The following is a 10,575-nucleotide window of genomic DNA, read 5'->3' as shown; positions in this document are numbered from 1 at the left end:
TTCATATTTCTCTGGTTAAATTTTGTTTTTAGTTCTGTACACATAAGCTAAAATCTCTGCAACAGCCTTGAAAAACTCTTCAGGGATAGCCTGGCCAATTTCTGCCTGACTATAAAGAGCCCTGGCAAGCGGCCTGTTTTCAACAGCGATTACATCATGCTCCTTTGCGATTAATTTAATCTTTTGGGCAACAAAGTCCACACCTTTCGCCACTACAATAGGAGCATCACTTTTTGTTTCATCATAGCTCAAGGCTATGGCAAAATGTGTCGGGTTGGTAATAACCACATCTGCTTTAGGGACTTCCTGCATCATCCTTCTCATTGCCATTTCCCTCTGTCTTTGCTTAATCTTGGATTTAATTAACGGATCCCCTTCAATATTTTTGTGTTCATCCTTAATGTCCTGTTTTGACATGCGAATGTTCTTTTCAAAATCGTATTTTTGATACAGATAGTCCAGGACGGATAAAAATAGAAGTGCCGCTGAAGCAATTAAACCCATTTGAACGGTCAGGCTGGCAATTGTGGCCATCGCCGTTCCTACTGATTTTTGGGAAAGAATTAATATTTCATCCATCCTTAACCATAAAACGGTAAACGCAGCGACACCGACAAAAGCAATCTTAAGCATTGACTTTAGCAGCTCCACGATCGCCCTCATTGAAAAAATGCGCTTAAAGCCTTTTATCGGATCCAGTTTCTCCAATTTAGGCTGTATGGCTTCTGTTGAAAAAAGAGTGCCTACCTGCATGAAGTTTGCAGCTACACCCGCAAGCATAGCAATCAGCATGATAGGACCTAAAAAAAGCACCAGTTCCTTTAGTACATCAAGAAAAATCACCTGAACATTCGCCTCTGTCAGCGGCATCTTCATATAATCATTAAATGAATGCGTAAATATATAAAGGATGATATTCTTCAAATACGATCCGGCAAACAGCAAAAACAGAAACACAGCTAAAAGGACGATGGCTGTATTAACATCCTGGCTTTTGGCTACTTGTCCTTTTTTTCTAGAATCCTGCCTTTTTTTCGGAGTGGCTTTTTCTGTTTTTTCTCCGGAAAACAGCTGAAGATCTAAAGAAAGCAGTAACCTCATTCTATGAACCTCCCATAAGCTCCATAAGCCCTCTCATTGTCTGCAGCATCGTTTCAATTGCAAGGGAAAAAGCATATATTAATACACTCATAACAACGATCAGAACAATAAAACTGACGCCTATTTTCAAAGGAAGTCCAACGACAAAAACATTTAGCTGCGGAACTGTCCTGGCGACAATCCCTAACGCAATATCTACAAGAAACAGACTGCCGACAACTGGGATGGACATCTGAAAGGCAATAACGAACATCGTATTCATGGCCTTAATGACATATTCAGCCATATTTTCATCCCCGAAAGAAATCCATGCCTGATCCAGCGGGATAAAATTATAGCTGTAAAACACTCCATCAAGCATGAGATGGTGACCATTAACGGTTAATAAAAAAAAGAGAGCGATCGTATACAAATACTGTCCCATTAAAGGGCTCTGCGCTCCTGTCTGCGGATCAATCACATTCGCAATGGCAAAACCCATCTGAAAATCAATAAACCCTCCGGCAATTTGAATGGCTGAAAGGATTAAATAGGCAATAAATCCAACCATCAGCCCAACCAATGCTTCTTTTATGATTAAAAGAAAAAATGTGCCGTCAATTTCAAGTGCAGGAACATCCATGCCCAGGAACATAATCCAGGCCAAAAAGAAGCCAAGGCCAATTTTATGTGATGCCGGGATGGATCTGTAAGAAAAAAGGGGCATCATTAAAAAGAAAGATGTCACCCTTACAAAAATAAGTAAAAAAGCCGGAAAAGAAGGCAGAAAATCTAACATGTCATCAGCCTACAAACCTGGTCAAATTAGAGAAAATCTCATTTGCATACGAGAGCATGTGGCTAAGCATCCAAGGACCAAAGAATACAACACCGACAAGGACCGCTACAATTTTAGGAATAAAAGCCAGCGTCTGTTCCTGAATTTGAGTTGTAGCCTGAAAAATGCTGACAACTAAGCCGACTACTAGTGCCAGAATTAGCAAGGGACCGCAAATCATCAATACAGTGATGATCCCTCTTTCTGCAATGGATATAACTGTTTCTGGAGTCATTCTGAATGTTCACCTGCTTAAAAGCTTTGTAAAAGGGATTTAACTACTAAGTACCATCCGTCCACCAGTACAAATAATAATATTTTGAACGGAAGCGAAATCATAACCGGAGGAAGCATCATCATCCCCATGGACATCAACACACTGGCAACAACCATGTCGATAACCAGAAAAGGAATAAAAATCATAAAGCCAATTTGAAAAGCTGTTTTAATTTCACTTATGGCAAATGCCGGAACAAGACTCGTAAGCGGAATATCTTCAATGGAAGCCGGCGCTTCAGCCCCGGAGTATTCAAGAAATAGAGCCAAGTCCTTCTGCCTTGTGTGGGCACTCATAAATTCCTTGAAGGGTATTGATGCTTTTTCGTACGCTTGTTCCAGATTTATTTCTTCATTGAATAAAGGAGTTAAAGCCTGTTCGTTCACTTCCTGCATGGTTGGAGCCATAATATAGAATGTCAGGAATAAGGATAGGCCGATTAAAACCTGGTTCGGCGGCATTTGCTGAGTAGCAAGCGCCGTTCTGACAAAGGAAAGAACTATGACAATCCTTGTAAAGCATGTCATTAATATTAGAATACTCGGTGCGAGAGAAAGTACCGTCAGCAATAAAAAAAGCTTCACAGATGTAGATACATTTTCAGGAGAGCTGCTATTAAAAAACTCCATGAATTCATTCATCTTTCTTCTGGCCCTTTCTTTCTAATTCATCAAACAGTTTTTTTCTGCCCTTTTTCATTTCATCCAGCTGAATCCCGAGCAGTGCACTGAAGTTTTGGCTGCCTTGCTTGTTTTCCTCTGTTTGCTGTGTTCTTTTCATCACCTTTGTCACAATGTCGCTTGGACGGATAAGCTGTTCAAGTTTGTCATTATGTTCTTTGATGATCTGGCTGTACTCTTCTGAGTTGTCTATTTCTTTTAACAGCTGAATATTTTCTCCTACCCCTACTACCAAAATGCGTTTTCCAACTTTAATCAGCTGAATTGACCTGTTTGCACCTAAAGCTGTCCCTCCGAGGTTTTCAACCAATTGCGACCTGTTATACACCTTACTTTTTTTATTGATGAACTTTAGAAGACCATACAGTAATCCAATCGTGAAGCCTGTTGCTAAAATCATCTTTATAAAATCCCAAAAAGTAAGGCCAATTTTGCCGCTTTCATCCTGTTGTTTCTGTCCTTCTGCTGTCTTTGAATCCTTTGATTCTTTTAACTCCTGTTTTCCGCATTCCTCAGGATTTTTCATACATTCTTTAACACTATTATTCAATTGCTCTGCCTGGGCCTGCGGCTGCACGCCCAGCAGAACAATTGAAAACAACAGCAGCAAAGAAATCACTTTCTTTACATTACACACTATTTTGCACCCTCTAAAAAGAATAATGACTAGCCCAAAGTTTTGCCAATTGCTTCCAGTACTCTATCAGCCTGGAACGGTTTTACGATAAAATCCTTTGCTCCAGCCTGAATGGCATCAATAACCATCGCCTGCTGGCCCATTGCAGAACACATAATGACTTTTGCAGCTGGATTTAATTTTTTAATTTCTTTCAGAGCTGTAATTCCATCCATTTCCGGCATGGTTATATCCATTGTGACAAGGTCAGGCTGTGTTTCCTTATATTTTTCAACAGCCTGCGCACCGTCAGCAGCTTCGCCTACTACGTCATACCCATTCTTGGATAAAATATCTTTGATCATCATTCGCATAAAAGCTGCATCGTCAACTATTAAAATTTTATGTGCCATTATAATAACCCCCACTTTTTATCTTAATTTTTTTATTCGGTCACTCTGGCTGATAATATCTGTAACTCTCACACCAAAGTTTTCATCAATGACAACCACTTCACCCTGTGCAATTAAACGGTTATTCACCAGAATATCAACAGGTTCACCTGCCAGTTTATCCAGTTCGATAATTGAACCGGAAGACAATTCAAGAATCTCCTTTACGGAACGTTTGGTCCTTCCCAGCTCGACCGTTACCTGAAGCGGTATATCCAAAAGCATATCTAAATTTTTTGTTTCAGTCTCCTGCATATGGTATGGTTCAAAACTCGAAAAGGCCGCCGGCTGTACATTCGGCTGCACTCCATTTGCATAAGTGCCTCCGAAATGCTGCGGTCCGGAATGCTGAGCCTGGTTTTGAGCAGGCGGATAGCTTTGAGGGTTTGTTGCCTGACTCATTACCGGCTGCGAATATGCCGGCTGCTCTCCGGAATAACTCGTTTGAGTGTAAGGCTGATCTAGTCCGCCTGTGTGTACTTCAGGTTTATGATCATAAGAAACCTGGCTTTCCTTATAATCGGGCTGTGTTTGCGCCGCCGGCTTCTCTTCAGAGAAAGCGCTATTTTCTGAAAGGTCCTGACCAGGATTTAATAATTCATTTACAAGGCTTTTGCCAAATTCCAAAGGAAGCAGCTGCATAATATTCGAGTCAATCAGACTGCCAATTTTCAAACGGAACGAAATTCTTACAAGCATGTCATCAGCCGGGACTCGATCGGCACCTTCTCCCTGAGGCAAATCAAGAATATCGATTGCCGGCGGTGAAATATCTACCTTTTTACCAAAGATGGTTGACATAGAAGTGGCTGCAGAACCCATCATCTGGTTCATTGCCTCCTGAACGGCGCTTAACTGAATCTCCCCCATTAGGTCAGCCGGGCTGGTACCATCGCCCCCAAGCATTAAGTCAGCAATGATGGCTGCATCTGATTGCTGTATTACAAGCAGGTTGCTTCCAAAGAAGCCTTCCGTATAATTCACCTGAATTGCTACATAAGGATGCGGGAATTCATCAGCTAATTTTTTACGCAAAACAACTGATACAGCAGGTGTTGTGATATCAACTTTTTGATTTAACAAAGTAGACAATGCTGTAGCAGAGCTTCCAAATGAGATATTGCCGATTTCACCAAGAGCGTCCTGCTCCATATGGGACAAATAATCCTCAGTTTGAAAAAATGCTTCATTATAATTGTCTGTTTCTTCGCTGTCGTCAGCTGCTCCCCTTAATAGAGCATCAATTTCATCTTGCGAAAGCATATCATCACTCATCATCCTCATCTCCCCCTTTCACAGTGTCTAAAATTTGCACTGCCATTTTTTTATTCATTTTTCCGGGCTGTCCGATGAATTTCGGGATATTGCCGACTTTTATTGTAAGAGCCTGGTCAATCCCCTGGTTTAACTCAATAACATCTCCAATATCGAGTGTTAAGAAATCCTGTATGGCTATGTCAGAACTGCCGAGTTCACATATGACCGGAACTTCGGCTTTCTGAATGTTTCGTTCTAGCCTGGCAATGACCTCCGGCTCCCTTTCCTTTTTGTCCGTCTGCATCCAATAATGTACAGACAGCTTAGGAATAATGGGCTCAAGAACAACGTGAGGTATACATATATTAATCATTCCGCTCGTTTCCCCAATGATCGTATTTAGTGAGATTACGACAACTGTTTCATTTGGAGAGACCATTTGCAGAAATTGCGGATTTACCTCAAAATCAGATAATATCGGATCAATGTCAGCGATTGTACTCCAGGCTTCCCTTAAGTTTTCAAAGGCCCTTTCAAATGTAGCTGACATGATTTTTGTTTCAATTTCTGTTAAATTATCAATTTTATTGATGCTTGATCCTCTGCCGCCCATCAGCCTGTCCATCATGGCATAAGCGACGTTTGGGTTCACTTCCATGAGAATTCTTCCATCCAGAGGGGGCACTTCAATTACATTCAATATGGTCATTTTCGGTATGGACCGGATAAATTCTTCATATGGTATCTGGTCCGCAGAAGCAACCGAAATTTGCACATAGGTCCTCAGCTGGGCAGAAAAAAAGGTGGTTAAAAGCCGGGCAAAATTTTCATGAATTCTTGTTAAGCTTCGTATTTGATCTTTAGAAAATCTTAATGCTCTTTTAAAATCATAAACTTTTACTTTTTTCTCAGTTTGTTCCTTTTTCAGCTCATCAGCATCCATTTCTCCGGTAGAGAGAGCCGAAAGCAGGGCATCAATCTCGCTCTGCGATAAGACCTCACCTGACATGAATCCTCACCTCCATTTATTGCAGTAAATTATTTGGTTTTCACTGGAGGAGAGATTCAGTTATGTACACCTGAACGATCTTTCCTTCTTGCATTAAACCGTTTATCTTGGTTTTCAAATCTTCCTGCAGCTTGATTTGGCCTTCTTTCCCCTGTATATCCTCTGCTTTCATTTCGGACAATTCCTGAATGATGAGGTTTTTAACCTGAAAATCTCTTTTTTGCAATTCCTCTTTTGCTTTTTTGTTTTCAGTCTGGATTTTAAAAGAAATCCTGATATAATCATCACTCGCTAAATTGGCTGTAACTTGCGGAATATCCACAGAGGCCTCCAGCACTTCATCAATGGTCGGCTCTTTTGTTTCATTATCACCCGAAAACTTCATTACAAGCACCAGGGCAATAGCTCCTATAAGCGTGATTGCTACAAGCATCATTAACATTATCATTAACAGCTTATTGTTCTTCATTTTCATTTCCCTCCGCCAGCTGCTGCCCCAGTAGATTAACAGATTGATAGAATTTTAAAATCGATTGCATGACTCGATCTTCAGATTCCTTTACAACATACTTCTTCCCATTCGTGAGCGTAATTGTCGTATCTGGAAAAGACTCTACTGTTTCTATGTACAAAGCATTCAATACAAAAGTTTTGCCGTTCAGGCGAGATACTTTAATCAATGTTTATTTCAGGGCTAAATATCCTGTACCTTCAGCCCTGACCCTCCTTTAGATTAACGTTTTAAATTAACAAGCTCCTGCAGGATTTCATCTGATGTTGTAATGATTCGTGTGTTTGCCTGGAAACCGCGCTGTGCTGTGATCATTTCAGTGAATTCTTCTGACAGGTCTACGTTTGACATTTCCAGTGTACCGGAAACGAGTACTCCAGCACCGTCTTCTCCCGGGGTCAATGGGACTGCATCACCTGAGTTTACAGTGTCCTTATAGAGATTGTCTCCAATTTTTTCAAGACCGCCATTATTATTAAAGCGTGCTATTCCAATTGGTCCGGCAGTCTGCAGGGTATCGTTCCCGTCTATTAAAAAGTTTATAGTTCCATCATTCGATATACTTAAGCTCTTAATGACGGTAGCATTCCCTCCATTTAACTGGATAGCTGTCCCATCAGCTCCTTTAACTTTATCTCCTGATGCTGTAACTAGATTTGCATTATCATCCAGATACAAATTTCCAGCGCGGGTGTAAAAGGTGTTATTTCCCCGCTGAACCATTAAATAGCCATCACCTTGAATCCCTATATCCAATACACGGCCAGTAGTTTGTAAACTCCCCTGTGTATCAATTGTATCAATTGAGGATAGTTGGGAACCAAGGCCAACCTGCTTAGGATTTATACCGCCTGAATTAGCCCCGCTTCCTGTTGCACCTGAAATAGTCTGACTCACCATATCTTTAAAATTAACCCGACCCTTTTTATATCCAAAAGTATTAACATTTGCAATATTATTCCCAATAACATCAAGCTTTGTCTGAAAGTTTTTCATTCCGCTTATTCCTGAATACATTGAACGTAACATTAGTTAGTTGCTCCTCTCTTTATGCTGCTTCTGTCAGTCAGCAGCTTAGGCCTCCTTCTACGGTCCAGCCTAGTTATTATCCAGAATTATGGTTCCATTGATATTTGTGAATATTTGGGTTTGAGCCTCTTTACGATCCATTGCAGTAATCACTGTATTATTCTTTGCACTTACTATAAGTGCTGCATCTTTGAGCAATACCAGGGATTCTTTAACACCCATATGCTTGGCTTCCTGAACTTTCTCTTCAATTTGCCCCCATCGCTCTGCACTAATATCTATACCTCTCTGTTGGAGTCTCTGTTTTGCATGCTTGCTGACTATTAATTGGGACTCAGTCTGCAAGGCTGTCTGGAGGTGGGCAGAGAATGTATTTTTTGATTGCTTTGAAGTTTGAACGGCATACTCTTTTGGTGTAATTACCGGCTGGGTGTGGATCGGACGAAAAATAAGTTTATCCACCCACTCACTTCCTTTTATTCATTTAGTTGAGAAATATTTGCAGGTTCAAGCTCCGTTCCATCATCCAAAATAAATATTGCAGAATTATTCTTATACTGGATAGAGACTACTCTCCCAGTTCCTTCTTCTATACTTGGGTCCTGGTTTGGTTCACTTGATTCGGTCAATTTATGCCAGGTGACGTTTTTCCCCAGAAAGTTATTGTATGTCATCAGCTGGTTCTGCTCCTGAAAAGCCAATAACTTCTCCATCGTCTTATTCATATTGGTCATCTGCTCCAAAGACGAGAAGGTTGCCATTTGCGCAATGAAGTCCTTGTCCTGCATCGGATTCATGGGATCCTGGTTTTGCAGCTGTGTCATCAGAATCTTAAGGAAATCATCTTTTCCTAATATATCTGAGCCGGTTTTTCGGTTTTGGCTTTGGTAGTTTGATAGCATTAGGGAAGAATCTATTGTATTTGCCAATTTCTATCACTCCTATGCTTCTGTATTAAGAAGTGCTTCTTCAAAAGAGCTGTTAAATTCTCTCTCAGGCTGCGGATTATGATCATCCTTGTTCTGCTGCTGCCTCTGTTCCTGCTGCTGGGGATCTTTGTTAAAAGACCGATCCTGCTGCGTCATTTGCTGGGAGATTTCTATTCTCTCGAACTGGATGTTTTGTGAACTCAAGGCTTGCTTCAATCCGTTAATTTGTGAATCCAGAATTTCTTTAGCTGCTCCAGAGGAAGTAAGTATCCTGGCAATCATCGCTGAGTCCTTTTGAATAAGTTCTATCCTCAGAGCTCCAAGATGGTCAGGGTTCAGCTTGATAAAAAGCTTTTGTGTCCCTCCCGTTTTGAGGAAACTGCTCCTTGATAATATGTTTTCAAATTGCTGCATAAGCTGGTCTGCACTTACTGTCTTTCCCTGAGGATTCAGGAGAGCCATCTGTTCAGGTTTTGAAAAGGATTGAACCTGAATAAATCCCTGTAAACCAGTTTCTGCTCTGTGTATGATTTTAGCAGCAGTCTGACCCGCAGGTTCATTAGCAGCATTATTTTGTTGTTTTATAGAGTTTAATTCGTTTGCAAGCGGGGTAAAAATCTTCTGTAAAATACCCTCTCTATTGTTTATCAGACTCTCAATTTTCACATGAACATCTTTCAGGAAATCTTTCAGGTTTAGTTTACTAGTGTGAAAGTCTTGTTTCGCAGAAAGCAATTCATACAATTTCAGAACTTTCAATGCCCCGCTAAGATCTTTCCCCTGCAAGTTGATGCCTTCTTTTTGTTCAAAATTGGAGATTGCGGATATTAAAAAACGGATTTTATTTTCTGCATCTATATCTTGTTCGGGATATACATCCTTAAGCTTTACTTCCGGCAGAACCTGTTCAATAAAACCTTCAAGCATCTGCACCAATTCTTCCTGTGAAAGATCCAGCTGCTCTGAAATGATATCAATAATGTCAGTTTCATTTTGAAAGGAAATCTTATCTAGCAGCTCGCTTCCGTTTTCTGCTTCCGTGATCTCACTTACTTTTAGAAATTCAATAATTTCTTTTAACTGTCCGATCTCATTTTCATCTGCTGGAGAAGTTAAGCTTTCTCCTTGCGGTTTGGCGGTTCCGGTTAAAGCGAAGAAAAGACTTCCAAAACCACTGCCCGGTGCATCCTGCAGAGATAATTTATCTTTGGATGAATATTGTGACTGAATGAATCCTAATCCTCCGATTTGCACCTATTTCACCTCCTTTCAAGATTTCTGTTAATTATTTGATCCGCCTGCTTTTTTAGCAGCTGTCAGGAGTGCTGTATAACGTGCGGCATCTTCGGGATTCATCTTTTCCATAATGTCAGCCAGCGTATCAGAATTAACATTTGCAAGGATTTTTACTGCTTCTTCATCCTTCATCTCACTTAAAATGGGTGCTGCTTTTTTAGCAGAAATGTTTTCATAAGTCTTTACGATATCTTTAAAGGCCCGCTTGTTCTCTTCCTTTATAGCCGTAAGCTCGCTGATTTCTTCCTCCAGCCTCTGCTTTTCGAGCCCTGCCCTTTCTATTTCCTGCTCTTTGCTGTCAAGCTGGCTTTCCAGCTGAGATATTCTTGCTTCCCGATCTTTAACTTCTGCCTGCATTCCGATGAGCTGCTCTTCCTTAACTTCCTGTGAACGGGAGTTCTTATCATTAAAAACTGAAGCTAGAAATGGCACTTCCTGGCTATATTTTTTGGCTGTTTCAAAAATATTGTTTCCTGATAGCGTGAAAACCAGCAGGGCTACGGTTATTCCGAACAGAATCGGAATTAAGAAAGCAAATATAAACCATTGAAACCGGCTAGTTTTGCGTGTCTCTTGTTCTTCTGGTATTTTTTCCATTTAA

At 40.7% G+C, this 10,575-nt stretch carries 15 protein-coding genes; all 15 read right to left on the bottom strand.

Going from position 1 to position 10,575, the window contains the following annotated elements; all coding sequences use genetic code 11:
• Positions 1–15: 15 nt before the first annotated feature.
• The 15 genes from flhB to CE058_RS22355 all read right to left on the bottom strand — a co-directional run bounded on the left by flhB (position 16) and on the right by CE058_RS22355 (position 10,571).
• Positions 16–1,101, bottom strand: coding sequence for a flagellar biosynthesis protein FlhB (flhB, locus tag CE058_RS22425; RefSeq protein ID WP_048009011.1), 1,086 nt, complete (start codon positions 1,099–1,101; stop codon positions 16–18).
• Position 1,102: 1 nt separating this feature from the next.
• On the bottom strand, positions 1,103–1,879 hold the full coding sequence (fliR, locus tag CE058_RS22420) for a flagellar biosynthetic protein FliR (protein WP_048009012.1): 777 nt from the start codon (positions 1,877–1,879) through the stop codon (positions 1,103–1,105).
• A 4-nt stretch (positions 1,880–1,883) separates the two neighbouring features.
• A complete protein-coding gene (gene fliQ / locus CE058_RS22415) occupies positions 1,884–2,153 on the bottom strand; it encodes a flagellar biosynthesis protein FliQ (protein WP_009330744.1) in 270 nt (89 codons plus the stop codon).
• Between the two features lie 17 nt (positions 2,154–2,170).
• Entirely contained in the window at positions 2,171–2,836 is a 666-nt protein-coding gene (gene fliP / locus CE058_RS22410; protein ID WP_163145097.1) for a flagellar type III secretion system pore protein FliP, read from the bottom strand.
• Positions 2,829–3,512: a flagellar biosynthetic protein FliO gene (locus CE058_RS22405; protein ID WP_227886714.1), complete on the bottom strand. Its 684-nt coding sequence runs from the start codon at positions 3,510–3,512 to the stop codon at positions 2,829–2,831. The genes fliP and CE058_RS22405 overlap by 8 nt, the downstream gene beginning before the upstream one ends.
• 29 nt (positions 3,513–3,541) lie before the next feature.
• Positions 3,542–3,904, bottom strand: coding sequence for a response regulator (locus CE058_RS22400; RefSeq protein WP_048009014.1), 363 nt, complete (start codon positions 3,902–3,904; stop codon positions 3,542–3,544).
• A gap of 18 nt (positions 3,905–3,922) precedes the next feature.
• Positions 3,923–5,221 carry a flagellar motor switch phosphatase FliY gene (gene fliY, locus CE058_RS22395; protein WP_048009015.1) on the bottom strand — a complete coding sequence of 433 codons (1,299 nt, stop codon included), beginning with the start codon at positions 5,219–5,221 and terminating at the stop codon, positions 3,923–3,925.
• Positions 5,211–6,209 (bottom strand): flagellar motor switch protein FliM, encoded by a 999-nt coding sequence (fliM, locus tag CE058_RS22390; protein ID WP_048009016.1) that lies wholly within the window; start codon positions 6,207–6,209, stop codon positions 5,211–5,213. The genes fliY and fliM overlap by 11 nt, the downstream gene beginning before the upstream one ends.
• A gap of 40 nt (positions 6,210–6,249) precedes the next feature.
• Positions 6,250–6,678: a flagellar basal body-associated protein FliL gene (gene fliL, locus CE058_RS22385; protein WP_048009017.1), complete on the bottom strand. Its 429-nt coding sequence runs from the start codon at positions 6,676–6,678 to the stop codon at positions 6,250–6,252.
• Complete coding sequence (locus CE058_RS22380; RefSeq protein WP_048009018.1) at positions 6,665–6,889, bottom strand: flagellar FlbD family protein; 225 nt, start codon at positions 6,887–6,889, stop codon at positions 6,665–6,667. Before CE058_RS22380 ends, fliL begins: the two co-directional genes overlap by 14 nt.
• 53 nt (positions 6,890–6,942) lie before the next feature.
• Entirely contained in the window at positions 6,943–7,749 is an 807-nt protein-coding gene (gene flgG / locus CE058_RS22375; RefSeq protein WP_048009019.1) for a flagellar basal body rod protein FlgG, read from the bottom strand.
• Between the two features lie 69 nt (positions 7,750–7,818).
• Positions 7,819–8,211 (bottom strand): TIGR02530 family flagellar biosynthesis protein, encoded by a 393-nt coding sequence (locus tag CE058_RS22370; RefSeq protein WP_048009020.1) that lies wholly within the window; start codon positions 8,209–8,211, stop codon positions 7,819–7,821.
• A 14-nt stretch (positions 8,212–8,225) separates the two neighbouring features.
• On the bottom strand, positions 8,226–8,678 hold the full coding sequence (gene flgD, locus CE058_RS22365) for a flagellar hook assembly protein FlgD (RefSeq protein ID WP_048009021.1): 453 nt from the start codon (positions 8,676–8,678) through the stop codon (positions 8,226–8,228).
• 12 nt (positions 8,679–8,690) lie between these two features.
• Positions 8,691–9,932 (bottom strand): flagellar hook-length control protein FliK, encoded by a 1,242-nt coding sequence (locus CE058_RS22360; RefSeq protein ID WP_163145096.1) that lies wholly within the window; start codon positions 9,930–9,932, stop codon positions 8,691–8,693.
• A 27-nt stretch (positions 9,933–9,959) separates the two neighbouring features.
• Positions 9,960–10,571, bottom strand: coding sequence for a MotE family protein (locus CE058_RS22355; RefSeq protein ID WP_163145095.1), 612 nt, complete (start codon positions 10,569–10,571; stop codon positions 9,960–9,962).
• Positions 10,572–10,575 lie beyond the last annotated feature (4 nt).

Source organism: Bacillus sp. 22-7, from assembly GCF_010628845.1.
In the GTDB taxonomy this organism is placed as follows: Bacteria; Bacillota; Bacilli; order Bacillales; family Cytobacillaceae; genus Cytobacillus; species Cytobacillus firmus_B.
The sequence above is the reverse complement of the archived record's forward strand: the minus strand, read 5'-3'. Positions and strand labels throughout refer to the sequence as shown.

Bases quoted from the DNA above. Each gene is read 5' to 3' on its own strand.
- flhB (WP_048009011.1), bottom strand. From the start codon at position 1,101: ATGAGGTTACTGCTTTCTTTAGATCTTCAGCTGTTTTCCGGAGAAAAA.
- fliR (WP_048009012.1), bottom strand. From the start codon at position 1,879: ATGTTAGATTTTCTGCCTTCTTTTCCGGCTTTTTTACTTATTTTTGTA.
- fliQ (WP_009330744.1), bottom strand. From the start codon at position 2,153: ATGACTCCAGAAACAGTTATATCCATTGCAGAAAGAGGGATCATCACT.
- fliP (WP_163145097.1), bottom strand. From the start codon at position 2,836: ATGAATGAATTCATGGAGTTTTTTAATAGCAGCTCTCCTGAAAATGTA.
- CE058_RS22400 (WP_048009014.1), bottom strand. From the start codon at position 3,904: ATGGCACATAAAATTTTAATAGTTGACGATGCAGCTTTTATGCGAATG.
- fliY (WP_048009015.1), bottom strand. From the start codon at position 5,221: ATGATGAGTGATGATATGCTTTCGCAAGATGAAATTGATGCTCTATTA.
- fliM (WP_048009016.1), bottom strand. From the start codon at position 6,209: ATGTCAGGTGAGGTCTTATCGCAGAGCGAGATTGATGCCCTGCTTTCG.
- fliL (WP_048009017.1), bottom strand. From the start codon at position 6,678: ATGAAGAACAATAAGCTGTTAATGATAATGTTAATGATGCTTGTAGCA.
- flgG (WP_048009019.1), bottom strand. From the start codon at position 7,749: ATGTTACGTTCAATGTATTCAGGAATAAGCGGAATGAAAAACTTTCAG.
- CE058_RS22355 (WP_163145095.1), bottom strand. From the start codon at position 10,571: ATGGAAAAAATACCAGAAGAACAAGAGACACGCAAAACTAGCCGGTTT.